The sequence below is a fragment of the Nocardiopsis ansamitocini genome, from assembly GCF_030268225.1.
GTDB lineage: Bacteria > Actinomycetota > Actinomycetes > Streptosporangiales > Streptosporangiaceae > Nocardiopsis_D > Nocardiopsis_D ansamitocini.
This window is the reverse complement of the sequence record NZ_BSQG01000001.1, coordinates 1,153,708-1,168,202: the sequence shown is the minus strand read 5'-3', so window position 1 is coordinate 1,168,202 and position 14,495 is coordinate 1,153,708. Positions and strand designations below refer to the sequence as shown.

The 14,495-nt window shown below is 68.1% G+C and carries 11 protein-coding genes; 6 read left to right on the top strand and 5 right to left on the bottom strand.

The genetic code is table 11. The features are described 5' to 3' along the window. The first annotated feature begins 77 nt into the window (after positions 1–77). From QSJ59_RS05230 to QSJ59_RS05215, 4 genes are all read left to right on the top strand, one after another. Positions 78–458, top strand: coding sequence for a BlaI/MecI/CopY family transcriptional regulator (locus QSJ59_RS05230; RefSeq protein ID WP_285757531.1), 381 nt, complete (start codon positions 78–80; stop codon positions 456–458). An 88-nt stretch (positions 459–546) separates the two neighbouring features. Next, the gene (locus QSJ59_RS05225) at positions 547–1,737 is read left to right on the top strand and encodes a pyridoxal phosphate-dependent aminotransferase (RefSeq protein ID WP_285757530.1); all 1,191 of its coding nucleotides are present in this window, start codon (positions 547–549) and stop codon (positions 1,735–1,737) included. A 142-nt stretch (positions 1,738–1,879) separates the two neighbouring features. Then, positions 1,880–2,500, top strand: coding sequence for a class I SAM-dependent methyltransferase (locus QSJ59_RS05220; RefSeq protein WP_432707437.1), 621 nt, complete (start codon positions 1,880–1,882; stop codon positions 2,498–2,500). Positions 2,501–2,878: 378 nt separating this feature from the next. Next, the gene (locus QSJ59_RS05215; RefSeq protein WP_285757528.1) at positions 2,879–6,382 is read left to right on the top strand and encodes a transglycosylase domain-containing protein; all 3,504 of its coding nucleotides are present in this window, start codon (positions 2,879–2,881) and stop codon (positions 6,380–6,382) included. Between the two features lie 68 nt (positions 6,383–6,450). Here QSJ59_RS05215 and QSJ59_RS05210 read toward each other — a convergent pair whose 3' ends face one another. From QSJ59_RS05210 to QSJ59_RS05200, 3 genes are read right to left on the bottom strand one after another with little or no spacing between them, the layout of a single operon-like run. Beyond that, positions 6,451–7,527, bottom strand: coding sequence for a glucosidase family protein (locus QSJ59_RS05210; protein WP_285757527.1), 1,077 nt, complete (start codon positions 7,525–7,527; stop codon positions 6,451–6,453). After that, the gene (locus tag QSJ59_RS05205) at positions 7,524–8,252 is read right to left on the bottom strand and encodes a class I SAM-dependent methyltransferase (RefSeq protein ID WP_285757915.1); all 729 of its coding nucleotides are present in this window, start codon (positions 8,250–8,252) and stop codon (positions 7,524–7,526) included. Before QSJ59_RS05205 ends, QSJ59_RS05210 begins: the two co-directional genes overlap by 4 nt. Before the next feature lie 58 nt (positions 8,253–8,310). After that, positions 8,311–9,588, bottom strand: a complete 1,278-nt coding sequence (locus QSJ59_RS05200) for a glycosyltransferase family 4 protein (RefSeq protein WP_285757526.1) — start codon at positions 9,586–9,588, stop codon at positions 8,311–8,313. 487 nt (positions 9,589–10,075) lie between these two features. Here QSJ59_RS05200 and QSJ59_RS05195 point away from each other — a divergent pair, with 487 nt between their 5' ends. Continuing rightward, positions 10,076–10,930 (top strand): hypothetical protein, encoded by an 855-nt coding sequence (locus QSJ59_RS05195; protein ID WP_285757525.1) that lies wholly within the window; start codon positions 10,076–10,078, stop codon positions 10,928–10,930. Between the two features lie 24 nt (positions 10,931–10,954). Here QSJ59_RS05195 and QSJ59_RS05190 read toward each other — a convergent pair whose 3' ends face one another. Together QSJ59_RS05190 and nadA are read right to left on the bottom strand one after the other, a co-directional pair. Beyond that, on the bottom strand, positions 10,955–12,400 hold the full coding sequence (locus tag QSJ59_RS05190) for an RNA polymerase sigma factor (protein ID WP_285757524.1): 1,446 nt from the start codon (positions 12,398–12,400) through the stop codon (positions 10,955–10,957). Between the two features lie 192 nt (positions 12,401–12,592). Beyond that, a complete protein-coding gene (gene nadA, locus QSJ59_RS05185) occupies positions 12,593–13,591 on the bottom strand; it encodes a quinolinate synthase NadA (RefSeq protein WP_285757523.1) in 999 nt (332 codons plus the stop codon). A gap of 146 nt (positions 13,592–13,737) precedes the next feature. Here nadA and QSJ59_RS05180 point away from each other — a divergent pair, with 146 nt between their 5' ends. Further along, on the top strand, positions 13,738–14,475 hold the full coding sequence (locus QSJ59_RS05180; RefSeq protein WP_285757522.1) for an NUDIX hydrolase: 738 nt from the start codon (positions 13,738–13,740) through the stop codon (positions 14,473–14,475). Positions 14,476–14,495: the final 20 nt, after the last annotated feature.

Sequence of the window (14,495 nt, the reverse complement as noted above, 5' to 3'; positions counted from 1 at the left end):
GCGGATCGGTTCGGCTGGTCGCATTTCGCCCCGAAGCCCCACCTCCGTTCCTAGCATTGGGGACCGGAGGTGGGAGGGTGAAGGTTAGGGAGTTCGGCGAACTGGAGGCCGCCATCATGGACGCCCTGTGGGCAGCCGACCGGGCGTTGGTGGTCCGCGAGGTCCGGGAGACCATGACCTATGACCGCGACATCGCCTACACGACAGTCATGACCGTCACCAATATCTTGTTCCACAAGGGGCTGCTGCACCGGGAGAAGTCCGGTCGTGCCTGGTGCTACTGGCCCCGGGAGAGCCGGGAGGAGCACACAGCGCGGGTGATGGGCCAGATACTGGACCAAGGCGGGGACCGCGGGGCGACGATGCTCCGCTTCATCGAACAGTTCAGCGACGAGGAGGTTGCGCGCCTGCATGATGTACTCGCGGAGGCGCGTACCCGCCGCGGCATCGCATCGTGACCGGGTCTTCTCCTCCCTCTTCCCGTAAGTGAGGAGAAGACCCGGTTGTTCTTCGCCCGGTCGGGGCGAGCGGTCTAGGGTGTGCGGTGTGGATGAACCTCTGGTATCGCGAATGGGTGGCTTCGGGGAGACGATCTTCGCGGAGATGACCCGCCTGGCAAATGAGACCGACGCCATCAACCTAGGGCAGGGCTTTCCCGACACGGACGGACCGCCGTCACTGCTCGCGGGGGCGGCCCACTGGATCGGCCAAGGGGTGAACCAGTATCCTCCGGGGCCCGGCCGGATCGAGTTGCGCACCGCTGTCGCCGAGGATCGCAAGGCCCGCTACGGCATCGACCTCGACCCCGAGACCGAGGTCTACATCACCGTGGGCGCGACAGCAGGGATAGCCGCGGGGGTGCTGAGCCTGGTCGAACCGGGCGACGAGGTCGTACTGTTCGAGCCTATGTACGATTCCTATTCGGGGGTCATCGCCCTTGCCCAGGGGGTACGCCGCCCGGTCACACTGCGTCCCAGCGGTTCCGGGCCGAACGCCCGGTTCACCTTCGACCCGGACGAGTTGCGCGCCGCGGTGACCCCGCGTACCCGGATGATCATCGTCAACACCCCGCACAACCCCACCGGCACGGTGTTCACCCCCGACGAACTCGCGATCATCGCGGAGGTCTGCCGGGACAACGACGTCATCGCACTGGCCGACGAGGTCTACGAACACCTCGTCTTCGACGGGACCGTGCACGTACCGTTGGCCGCTCAGCCCGGTATGGCCGAGCGCACCCTGACCGTGTCCTCCGCGGGCAAGACCTTCTCCGTCACCGCATGGAAGACCGGTTGGGTGATGGGGCCCCGCCCACTCGTGCGGGCGGTCCAGACCGTCAACCAGTTCCTCACCTTCAGCGCCAACGGCGCGCTCCAACTCGCGTTGGCCGATGCGCTGCGTGACGAGCAGGGCTGGGTGCGCACGCAACGGGACGCGCTCCAGGACAAGCGCGACCGCTTGGCAGCAGGGCTCACCGAAGCGGGTTTCCAGGTGTCGAACCCGCAAGGCACCTACTTCCTGATGGCCGACATCCGCCCACTGGGGCACAGCGACGGTGTCGACCTCGCTCGTGCTCTGCCCCGGCTGACCGGGGTGGCGGCAGTGCCCGCGCAGGTTTTCTACGCCAACGAGGACGAGGGTCGTCACCTGGTCCGATTCGCATTCTGCAAGCGCGACGAGATTCTCGACGAGGCAGCCCGTCGGCTCCGTGCTTTCGGGGACCGCAGCCAGGGCTGACCACACGCCGGGCCGGTGCGCCGCCCTTCGCGTCGTGAAGCGCCGGGCGGTCCGCGCCGGGGCTGGTGCGGCCGTCCACGGTCCGGTCGGCGATGATGTGCGGCGACAACCGTTTGACGAAAGGCCCCACGTGAGCGTTTCCATGCCTCCTGAGCTGCTGCGTGTCGCAGAGAGCGCCAAGGGTTTCATGCCTGCCGACGAGGGCCTCGCCCTTTACCGCGCGGCACTGGACCATGCCCCCCTCGGTCCGGTCCTGGAGATCGGCAGCTACTGCGGCAAGTCCACCGTGTACCTGGGCGCCGCCGCGCGGGCCACCGGATCGACGGTGATCACGGTGGACCACCACCGCGGATCCGAGGAGCACCAGCCCGGCTGGGAGTACCACGACACCAGCATGGTCGATCCGGCCACCGGAAGACTCGACACCCTGGGAACCTTTCGGGCGACCATGGCGGACGCCGGGCTCGACGACGAGGTGCTGGCGGTGGTGGGGCGCTCCGCAGCCGTCGCCCGGCTGTGGCGAGCACCTTTGGGGATGCTCTTCATCGACGGCGGGCACACCGAGGAGGCCGCCCAGGCCGACTACGAAGGCTGGAGCCCGCACGTGTGCGTCGGAGGGGCGCTGGTGATCCATGACGTGTTCCCCGATCCGGCCGACGGCGGACGGCCGCCCTACAACGTCTATCGGCGTGCGCTGGACTCCGGGGAGTTCGCTGAGATTGCTGTGAAGGGATCACTGCGGGTACTGCGCCGCCAACGCTGACCGTCTTCACGCCTCTGCCCTGCTAGGGGTGGCGAAACCAGTGATCGGAGCCGCCCCGAGAACACGGGGCCGAATATAAGAGTCCTGTTAGAGCCAGGTCATAGCCGGTGCCGGGCCGACAGGATCGTCGGCCAGGCCGGGTATCGTGGTGCGACAGGGATCAGGCGGACCCCCGCTGGCGCCATCCCGAATCTCACACTTTTTCGTGAACCGAATGGGTGTATCTGCGCGTCCTACGCGTTAGCGCCCGATGGTGGGGAGCGAAGACTTCAGGGGGCGGAAGAACTGAGCGACAGTAGCAAAGGCGTTGGCGGGAGCGAGCCGCACCCCGAGGCCCAGACACCAGACACCGGTACACCTTCTTCGACGACGAGTGACGTGGATCCCAAGCACCCCGACCCCGATGACCGTCCTGCTGACGGTTTCGATCAGCGACCCAGCCCAGCCGACACCGATGATGCCGACCACGGCACCGTGTCGGACGAGACGGAGGCCGCCGACCGCGATGCCCCGGGTGCGAACGACGCAGAGCCGCAGTCGACGACCCGGTCGGACGCACCTGACGGCGACGGCGACTTCGGCTGGTTCGCCGGCTCGGACGGCGCGCAGGAGGGTGAGGAGTCGCCCTATCTTGCGGCCAGCGCCTTCAAGGACAGCGGAAGTTTCTTCCGGGACACGGTGGCCCGCAACCTGGCCGACCAGTACGGGCTCAGCCTGAACGAGGACGGCTCCGTCGACAGGACCGGTACGCCCGGGGCTGTGGAGGGCGACGAACAGTCGGCCGCGGAAACCGACGCCGTTGTCGAGCGGACCGACGAGGCTTCCTCCGCGAAGACCGACGGTGGGGAAGCGACTCCTGCCACGGCCGCCGAGCGTTCCGATGACGAGAACTGGGACCCGGAAGGCACCGCCGAGTTCCGGCCGGTCTTCGACGACGATGACGACGATGATTCACCGTCCGCCGCGTCCGCGGAACCGGCACAGGAGTGGGACCCGGAGGGCACGGCCGAGTTCACCCCTGTCTTCGACGACGCCGACGACCCCGAGCACTCCGCCCGTTCCGAGAGCCCGCGCGCAACCGACGACGACGCCGACGCAACAGCGGAATCCGCTGCCGCGGGCTCCGCCGCCGCGGACACCGCTGCGACCGGTGCCGCGATAGCCGGTGTCGGACTCGCCGCGGGAGCCATGACCTCCGCGGATCGGGCCTCCGCGAACCAGGCTCCTGAGACCGAGGACGCCTCCGACGGCGCTGACGAGCAGCGGCCCCCGGCGCGCTACCACTACAACTTGGGCAAGGCGGCTCCCGCCCCGACAACGAACGTCGAGTCCACTCCCGCCGGCGCAGAGGCGGGCACTTCCGTTCGCGCGGGTTCGGGCGAGACCGACGAGGGCGCTGCGACCCGCGATCCCGCAGGGCAGCCCACGGCCGGAGATCCCGCCGGGACGGACGAGGCCGCGGCTTCCGAGCCGCCCCCCGAACGGACAGCCGACACGCCACCGGCCAAGAAGACCGGACTCGCTGCCGCGGTCTACTCCACCAGACAGCCCGAGACGGCCCGTGCAAACGGGGACGACGCCGCTGCCCAGCCCACGGCTGACGTCGCGGCGACCCGCGGGTTCGAAACGGTGGGCGCGCAGACGTCAGCCGCTGTCGATCGCGAGCCCGAACAGACGGCTGCCGCCGATGGCACGGGCGGAGCGGGCAACGGCCCCGAAGGCCGCGAAGACGCGACCGGTCCCAAGGGAGCGCCGGGCAAGGACCCGAAGAACAAGAAGGACAAGAAGAAAAAACCGCTGTGGTGGCGGATCACTCGTGTCGGACTGATCGCCGCGCTGTTTATCTGCCTGCTGGTCGCGGGCGGTTTCGCCTACGCCTTCACCACGATCGACGTACCCGACGCCACCCAGGCCGACGCGGTCGCCGAGGGGTCCACCATCACCTACGCCGACGGTTCGGTGATCGCCAAACGTGGGGTCAACCGCGACCCGGTGGAACTGGACGAGGTGCCCGAGCACGTCCAGAACGCCATCCTCTCCGCCGAGGACCGCGGATTCTGGACCGAGCCCGGAGTCTCCTTCACCGGGACCGCCCGTGCCGTGTGGTCAACGGTCAGCGGAAACCAGGTCCAGGGCGGTTCCACCATCACCCAGCAGATGGTGCGCAACTACTACGAGGGCCTCAGCCAGGAGCAGTCCATCGATCGCAAGCTCAAGGAGATCGTCATCTCCTTGAAGGTGGACAAGTCCAAGAGCAAGGCGTGGGTGCTGGAGCAGTACCTCAACACCATCTACTTCGGTCGCAACGCCTACGGCATCCAAGCGGCGGCGGAGGCGTACTACCACAAGGACGTCGGCGACCTCACTCCCGACGAGGCCGCGTTCCTGGCCGCTGCCATCCAGCAGCCCACCAGGTTCGGCTTCGCCGACTCCGACACCACTCCGGACATGGAGAACCGCTGGCAGTACGTCGTCAACGGCCTCGTGACGATGGAGTCCATCACCCCGGCCGAAGCCGCCGGCTACGAGTTCCCCAAGCCCGAGAAGGAACGGCCCATGACGGGTATGGACCTCAGCGGCTACAACGGCTACATGTTCCAGCAGGCCATGAAGGAACTCGAGGCCCTCGGTTACACCGAGGACAACATCAACCGCGGTGGTTTCACGATCACCACGACCTTCGACAAGGACCTGATGGCCGCCGCCAAAGAGGCGGTCGAGGACAACGTCAACGTCGACGACCTCCCCGAGGAGGTCCGGATCGGACTGAGCGCGGTCGACCCCGCAACCGGTGAAGTCGTCGCCTTCTACGGCGGTTCCGACTACGAGAAGAACCAGTACGACAGCGCCTTCCTGGGCACCGCCCAGGCCGGATCCTCCTTCAAGCCGTTCGTACTTGCAGCGGCCCTGAAGAACGGGATGGGCATCAACACCGTCGTGGACGGCAGCGGTCCCCAGATGATCGCCGGTTCGCGTGTGCAGAACGCCGGCAACGCCCCCGGCGGGCCGATGAACCTCGTCCAGGCCACCACGGTCTCCAACAACCTGGGGTTCATCGATCTCGCCGACCGGGTCGGCCTGCAGAAGGTCGCCGACACCGCCTACGAGATGGGCCTGCCCGAGGGGAGCCTGGACGACCACCTGGTCCCGGTCATGCCTCTGGGGGTGAACAGCGTCAGCCCCACCGACCAGGCCGGTGCCTATGCGACCTTCGCTAACGGCGGCGAGCACATCGAGACGCACGTCATCCGCTCGATCACCAACCGCGAGGGAGAGGAAGAGCGCCCGGAGATCGAAAGCAACCGGGTCCTCACCGAGGGCGAGGCCGCCGATGCCACGTACGCGATGCGCAACGTGGTCACGTCGGGCACCGGGACCAACGCCGCCATCTCGCGTCCCGCGGCGGGCAAGACCGGTACCACCAGCGACAGTGTCGCAGCCTGGTTCGTCGGGTACACGCCCAATCTCGCGGCGGCCTCCGGTGTCTACAACGGCAACAACCAAACCGCTGTGGTGCCTGGCTGGGGCGAGATGTCCAGTGGCGGCCTGCCTTCGATCATCTGGCGTGACTTCATGGAGAAGGCCGCAGCCAGCGCCTATGGCGAGTACGCGGACTTCCCCCAGCCCGTCTACGGCGGGAGTTCGGAGAACTACGCGCCGGCGCCGCCTCCCCAGGAGGAGGTCCCCGCCGACGACCCCTCGACGGATCAGCCGCCCGTCGATCCGGCCCCGAGCGATCCCGACGCCGACGCTCCGCCGACCGATGAGCCACCGGTCGACGACCCCTCGACGGATCAGCCGCCCGTCGATCCGGCCCCGAGCGATCCCGACCCGAACGGGCCTCCGGGCGAGGACACCGGAGGCGGCTTCCCCATCGGGTGAGGTCCTGACGGCGAAGGCCGGTTTCCCCTCCGAGAGGGGAAACCGGCCTTCGCCGTCACTACGGGGCCTCAACCCACGAGAGAGGTGCACCCGCAGTGTGCCGGATCGACGGGGGCGGTCTCCACGGGCAGGTCGGTGAACACCCGGGAACCCGGGGTCGCCCCGCACAGCGCATCCGCGGCCAGGATCACCGCAGCCGCCGTCCAGGTGCTGCGTTCCACCGGCCAGCGCACCTGTTCGGCGAACTGGTAGCCGGTCCAGTAGGCACCGTCGTCGGGGTCGCGCAGGTGCTGGATCCACGACAGCACCTCCACGCCCCGGTCCGTCTCACCGATTGCAGCCAGGGACAACACCAGCTCGGAGGATTCGGCCCCGGTCACCCAGGGCTGGTCGCTCACGCAGCGGATGCCCAGTTCCGGGACGACGAAGGTGTCCCAGCGCTCTGCCACGCGGTCCCGTGCCCGTTCGCCGCGCATCGCGCCGCCGAGGATCGGGTAGTACCAGTCCATCGAATAACGGGACCGATCGGCGAACACCGACTCGTGCTCGCACACCAGGTGGCCCAGTTGGGCGGCGGCCAGTTCCCAGTCGGGCTGGGGCCGCCCCAGATGTTCGGCCAGTGCCACCGCGCAGCGTAGTCCTTGGTGAATGCTTGCGCACCCGGTGAGCAGGGCATGGTCACCCGCGGAACCGTCCGGGTCGCGTGCCCAACGGATCTCGCCGCGCTCGGTGCGCAGTCCGAGCACGAAATCGACGGCGCGGCGCACCGCCGGCCACAGCCGTCGGGCGAACGCGTCGTCGCCCGTGACCAGGACATGGTGCCAGACCCCCACCGCCAGATAGGCAGCGTGGTTCGGTTCGCGGATCGGGTCGGCGACCCGTCCCTGGCGCATTCTGGCCGGCCACGCGCCGTCCGCGTCCTGGACGTCGGCCAACCAGTCGTAGGCGCGTGCGGCCGCATCCCGGTGGCCGGTCGCCGAGAGGGCCATCGCGCACTCCACGTGGTCCCAGGCGTCGAGATGCCCGCCGCGAAACCACGGGATCGCGCCCGAGTGCTCCTGGCAGTCGAGGAGGTAGCGGGCACTCTGCGCAATCTCGTCGCCCGACAGGACGCCGGGGAGTTCGGGAAGGTCGCTTCGGATCATCCGGCGCCCTCGCCACGGGGCTTTCGCAGGTAGACGACAACGCTCTTACCGATCAAGGGGTTGAGCAGGCGCTCGGCGATCCGGGTGACCCGGGGGGACGTGAACATGTCCCACACCAGCATCCGGTGGTAGGCGCTGGCCAGCGGATGCGTGTCGTTGTCGGTGCCCACCGCGCACTTGATCCACCAGTACGGCGCGTGCAGAGCGTGGGCGTGGTGGTGCGGACCGATCTCGAATCCGGTGGCCTTGAGTTTGGCCTCCAGCTCGGCGCGGGTGTAGATCCGAATGTGACCGCCTTCGTTGGTGTGGTACTCCTCCGAGAGCGCCCAGCAGATTCGCTCGGGCAGCCAGCTCGGAACCGTGACCGCGGCGATCCCGCCGGGCTTGAGCACCCGGTACAGCTCGGCCATGGCTGCCGTGTCATGCGGGATGTGCTCCATGATCTCGGCGGCTACCACCCGATCGAAAGACGCGTCGTCGAAGGGCATGTCCAGGGCGTCGCCCTTGACCGTCTCGGCCTCGGCCCCTCCGGGAGCCTCCCCTTCGGAGCGCATCGCGGTGAACATGGTGGCGACGTCGGCGAGATCGTTCTCGTTTTGGTCGAAGGCCACCACGTCGGCGCCCCGCCGGTAGATCTCGAACGCGTGTCTGCCACCGCCGCAGCCCAGGTCCAGCACGCGGTTGCCGGGCCCGACGGGGAACAGGGTGAAGTCGACGGTGATCAGTGCAGGCTCCTTAGCGGTCTGTGCTCGCACCGGTGTGCGGGAGAGCGGGCGGTGCGAGTCAGGGAGGGCCGGGCCGGCCGGGACGTGACTGCGCGGCGTCGATGGCTTCGATGTAGCGCAGAGCGGTCGCTTCGGCGACCGCCCGCCAGGTGAACCGTTCCTGGACGCGTTGCCAGGCGGCGGCGCCCATCCGGGCGCGTGCGGCATCGTCGTCGAGAAGGTCGGCGATCGCTGCGGCCATTTCCTCGGGATCGCCCGGAGCGATCAGCCGGCCGGCGTCGCCGTCCTCACCCACTACCTCGGGCAGAGCGCCGGCCCGGCTGGCCAGCAATGGGGTGCCTGCAGCCATGGCCTCCACCGCGGGCAGGGAGAATCCCTCGTAGAGGGAAGGAATCACCACGATCTGGGCGCTGGACAACAGTCGGGCCAGTTCGGTGTCGTCGATGCCGCTGACGAAGGTGACGCGGTCGCGCAGGGTCAACTCGTCCACGAGCCGGTCGGTCGGGCCGCCCGGTTTGGGGCGGCTGACGATCGTCAGGGACACGTCGCGTTCGGTGGCCAGCTTGGCCGCGGCACGCAGTAGCGTGGGGACCCCTTTGAGCGGGCTGTCGGCACTGGCCACACAGACGATCCGTCCGGGAACCCGGGCAACATCGGGGCGGGGATGGAAGAAACGGGTGTCGACCCCCAAAGGCACTACGTCGATCACGCTGCGACGCACACCGAACTCGCGCACGATGTCATCGGCAGAGGACTGTGAGGGCACCAGAATGGTGCGAAGCCGCCGGGCGACCCTGCCCTGCATCCCCACGAAGCTGTACCAACGGCGCTTGGACAGTCGCTGCCAGCCGGTGGCGTCCTCGACCTCGATGCGGCGATCGACGGTGATCGGGTGGTGGATGGTCGTGACCAGCGGGAAACCGTGCGCCTGGATGCCGAGTTGGCCATATCCCAGGGTCTGGTTGTCGTGCACCACATCGAACTCGCCGCGTCGGGAGCGAAGTTCACGCAGCGCCCTGAGGGAGAAGGTCAGCGGCTCGGGAAAGCCCGCAGTCCACATGGTCGAGACTTCGAGGGCGTCGATCCAGCCGCGCCATTGCCTCAGCGGCGGGGCTTTGAACGGGTCGGCATCGTTGTAGAGGTCCAGACTGGGGATTTTTTCCAGCGTGACGCCGTCGTCGAGTTCGGGGTAGGGCTGTCCGGACAGCACCCGTACATCGTGTCCCAGAGCGGTGAGTTCCCGCGAGAGGTGCCGGACGTAGACGCCCTGGCCGCCGCAGTGCGGTTTGCTGCGGTAGGAGAGCAGGGCGATACGCAGGGGACGGTCAAGAGACATGTCGTTGACAACCCATCACAGGCGAGGCCGCGGCGGCCGACGCGTCGGCACGGTGGCGATAGCGGAGTAGAACGGGGTGGTGAGGGCGACCGGAAGGGTCTCAGGGCGGTGGGAAGGCAGAGCCGGATGGGACACCACTCTTTCCGGCAGAGTCAACGGATCACCTCGTTTGTCACACGCCCCAGACGTTACCAGCCAGTTTAGTACCCGCCTTTCTGCGGCGAACGGGCGGTGAACGAACAACGTCCGGTCGTCGATGAGGCGACGCCTGCCCGGGCGGCAGCAGCCCGACGTTCAGGGCGGGCCCCGTCATGACGACCGCGCGTTCGGGCCGAGGTTCTCCGGCGGACGCGGTTTCCTGTTGGGATTCCCGTTCCGGATGGTTAACGTGTTCCTGCCGCGGGTTGCTCGCCCGGGCCGCTCCCCGGTGAACCGTGTCGCCCTGCTGCCCGGTCACGACCGCACTGTTTGCAGAGGAAGCTCCGCCATGACGCTGTTCACCGCCCCTGTCACCCCGGGGCGTACCGCTTTCGCCATGGTCGCCACCTCTTTGGCCTTCACCGTCCCCGGGTGCACGGCGTTGGACCCGCTGACCTTTCTCGTTCGGGAACAGGGCCCCGAATACGCGATCGATCCGGCAGACCCTTTCGGGGATTCACCCGCCGCGGACTATCCGCTCGCGGCCGAGGCGATCAGCAGGGGCCCCGTCGACGCCGTCCTGCACGGAGTCGAGCAGTCCCGGGTCGACGCGGCCCTCACGGCCACCGAGGAACTGCTCACAGCGGTCTATCTCACCCCGGAAGCAGTCTTCGACGGTGACAACTCGGCCTTCCAGGAAATACTCGAACCGGAACTCCTTTCCTGGTTCGAGGACGGACTCGACGCAGAAGGCGAGAACAGCACCCGGGCCGTCGTGCTCAACCTCGCCCCCGGAAGCGCCGAACTCATCGGAACACAGGTCCGGGCCCTGGGGGAGACGACGGTGCGGAAGTCGGACAGTCGCGTCGACGACCTCATCGAGGTCGCCGTTCGTTACAACTTCGTCTATCCGATCGCCAAGCCGGATGAGTCTGCCTCCACCCGGTTGGTCATCGGAGCCGAGGGGACCTTTGTCTTCTCCGTTGACCCGGTGGCCGAGCCGGACGTTCGGCTGCGGACCTTCAGCCTCGCCAACAGCGCGACCCCCGTGCACTGCGACCTCGATGACGACAGCTATCTCGTCCCGCTCTTCCCGACGGATCTAAAAACGGACGGCCCCGGCAGGGGCGGGGCAGTGGTCGACCCCTATGACCTGGGGAGTGAGTTCCCTCAGGGGGAGTGCTCGGTCGCCTACCCCACCTGATGCGGGGCATCGGGGTCGCACCGCCTACGCGCCGAGGCCGAGAAGGCCGAGAACGCCGCCGACCAGTTCGGTGACCACGTTGGTGCGCCCCGGCGGCTGCTCGTCGGGAATCTCCACCGGCGGTATCACCACGGGCTGCTCCGGTTGTTCGGGTGCCGGCTCCGGCTCCGGGCCCGGTTGCTCGACGGGTGGTGCGGGCTGCTCGGGAGAGCCGGGGGACTGCTCCCCAGGGGCTTCCACGGCCTCGGTTTCCTGCACGAGGGAGCCGGGGGAGGCCGTCTCCGGCACAGCGGTCCCGACCTGCGCGGGATCGAGCTGTTCGTCAGTGGCCGGCGCAGGGCCGGGGTTGTGGTCGGACGGGGGTTCTGCGGTGGTGTCGCTCGGATCGACCGGTGCCTCGATCCGTTCCCCCGGAAAGAGGCCGTCGGCGACCGTGCTGCTGGGACGGTTCTGTAGGAACGCTCCCATACCCCACAGCGAGCATGCGACAACGGCGGTTGCCACTCCCGCCGCCGCGGGAACCAGCCAGCGGGAGCGCCGATCGTCCTCGCCCTGGGGGCCGGGCAGCTCCTTGCCAGTGGCCGCGACGAGTTCGGCCACGGGCTCGGCCGTCCGGCGCGCAGGAACATCGGCTGTCGTCGTCCGGTCGCTTCGGACCGAGGTGAGGTCTTCCTCCTGCTCCAGGTCTTCGACGAAGTCGTCGGTTATGTCGAGGGTGCCGACCGGGCCGCGCGGTCGATGCAGCGGAAATCCGTCGGGCCTCAGCGGTCGAACGATCGCGGCGGCTTCCAGCCGCGCTGCGGCTGCCTCCTGTGCGGTGCACTCTTCGAGCACACGTGCGCGAAGAGCCGCGGGCGGTCCGGGCAGAGCGACTCCGATGAGTGTCCCGGCGATGTCGGTCAGGGGTTGCGGACCCGCCGCCCGGTGCGCGGACACGACCGGCTCCTGCTCGGAGAGCAGGTCGGTGACGCGCCTGAGCGCTGAGCGGCACAGTTCGCTGACCGTCTCGGGGTCCAGCCCCAGGACCGTCGCGATCTCTGTGGAGGTGAGCCCGTGCCGCAGGTTCAGTTCGAGTAGTTCGCGATGGCTGGGCGGGACCTGGGACATGGCCTCCACCATGGGTCGCTCCGCGGGGACCACCGCCAGCGCGGCATAGGGTGAGCGCCGGGTGAACCCACGTCGCTGACACGCGGTGCGCGCCAACGCGAACAACCAGGATTTGAACGCTTCTCGGTCGCGGAGCTGCGGGCGTAGCTCCACTGCTGCGAGGAACGCCTCCCGAACAGCCTCACCCGGGGCATCACCACTCTCGTCACCGCATGGGCCGAGCATGATCCAGCAGTAGCGGTAGAGAGCGGGGGCGAACGTGTCGTAACACTGTTCGTGTCCTCTGCCCTCGCGCAGGAGTATGACGAACTCGCCGTCATCGGTGATGTCGTGCCGGTGTCCCGGTCTTCGCTGCGTAGTCACGCCCCCCCCAACCCATTCGTTTCCACGCTGCCGCCGACTCGCTTCAGAAAAGTCGGAGTTGTCCGAGACGCTAGCGATTATGGCTATCGCTGTCCTTTGGGTTCTCCAATCTGTGTCCAAACGGCAAGCTTTCCCTTACCGGGTGGGTTGCCTTCTTCCAAGGCTCTCCACCCGTCATGAAGGGGCCCGTGTCTATTCGCCGCCGCGCGAGGGCGAGCCGATCGCCACCATTCGTTCCACGGACTGGCGAGCCCTGGCCGCGATCTCTTTGGGCACGTGGATCTCGGTGGTGCCGTTGCGCAGTGCCCACAACAGCTTGTCCGCGGTGATCATCTTCATGTAGTGGCATTCCGCCCGTGCGTTCACCGGCTCGAAGACCGTCGTGTGATTGGCGGCGCGCAACTGGTGCAGCATCCCGGTCTCGGTGGCGACCAGCACCTTGTTCGCGGTCGTCTGCTCGGCCGCGCTCAGCATGCCGCCTGTGGACAGCACCTTCACCCGCTCCTCGGGAACCGCACCCGAGGTCGCCAGGTACAGCGCCGATGTCGCACAGCCGCATTCGGGGTGCACGTAAAGCTCGGCGTCGGGTTCTGCCTCGGCCCGTGCGCGCAGTGTGTGACCGTCGATCCCGGCGTGCACGTGGCACTCGCCCATCCAGATCCGGATGTTGTCGCGTCCGGTCACCCGTTTGACGTGCGCACCCAGGAATTGGTCGGGCAGGAACAGGATCTCCCTGTCCTCGGGGATGGAGCGGATGACGTCGGCCGCGTTGGAGGAGGTGCAGCACACGTCGGTCTCCGCTTTCACCGCGGCGGTGGTGTTGACGTAGGCCACGACCACTGCGTCGGGATGCTCGCCGCGCCAGGCACGCACGTCGTCGGCCGTGACGGTGTCGGCCAGCGAGCACCCTGCCTTGGGTTCGGGCAGCAGGATCGTCTTCTCCGGCGACAGGATCTTGGCGGTCTCGGCCATGAAGTGCACGCCGCAGAAGACGATCGTGCTCGCTTCGACCTCGGCTGCCAGGCGGGACAGGGCCAGGGAGTCGCCGGTGAAGTGGGCGACGTCCTGAATCTCGGGGCGCTGGTAGTTGTGCGCGAGGATGACGGCGTCCCGCTCGGCCGCGAGGCGTCGAACCTCCGCGGCCCATTCCTGCCTGGTCTGCGCGTCTTCAGCGACGGTGACCGTTGCCATAGTGGGTGCTTCTTCCTTTGACCGGGGGCGTTTCCGCTGCGGGGCGGTGGGGATTCCCGGATGTGCCGATGTGGTCACATCTAGTTTTTGTCTTTCAGGCTAAAACTCGATTCAGCCTAACATGGTGACTGATGGAGGGAACAGGGGTGGATATCAACGGAACCGGAGAGCGGTTCGCGGACGGGTTCGGCCCAGCGGCGCACACCGGGGCGCCCCGGGTGGGCCACGAAGTGCTCGCGGTCGTCTTCCAGGTTCGGGAAGGGCGCTTGTGCGTCCTGGTGTGGAGGCGCGGACGTCCTCCGTGCGAGGGCCTGTGGGCGCTGCCCGGTGGAAGTCTGGGGATGCTCGAAGGACTGGGGGAGTCCATTCGCCGACAGCTCGCCCAGAAGGTCGACGTGCGCGACCTCTCCCACCTGGAACAGTTGGAGACCCGGGGCGACCCCGACCGCGATCCTTTCGCGCGCACGCTGGCCACCGCCTACCTGGGGCTCGTGCCCGCAGGAATTGATCCGGTGGTCCCCCCGGACACCGAATGGTGCTTCGCGTCCGAACTGCTGCCGATGGCCTTCGACCACACCGCCATGGTCGACTCCGCCCGACGCCGGCTACGCGCCAAGCTCTCCTACACCAACATCGGGTTCGCTCTCGCTCCGCCGGAGTTCACCATGTCGCAGCTCTCGCGCTACTACCGCGCCGCGCTCGGCCATGATGTGGCCGCCACGAACCTGCGACGGGTCCTGCTGCGCAGGGGGCAGATCGAGGAGACCGGCCGGAGCGTCCCCTCGGGCCGCTCAGGGGGGCGCCCTGCCGCGCTGTTCAGATTTCGTGCGCGGACGCTGGAGATCACCGACGCCTTCGCGGTCCTGCGGCCACCCGCTGATTAGCCTCGACTGCCGAGAAGGGC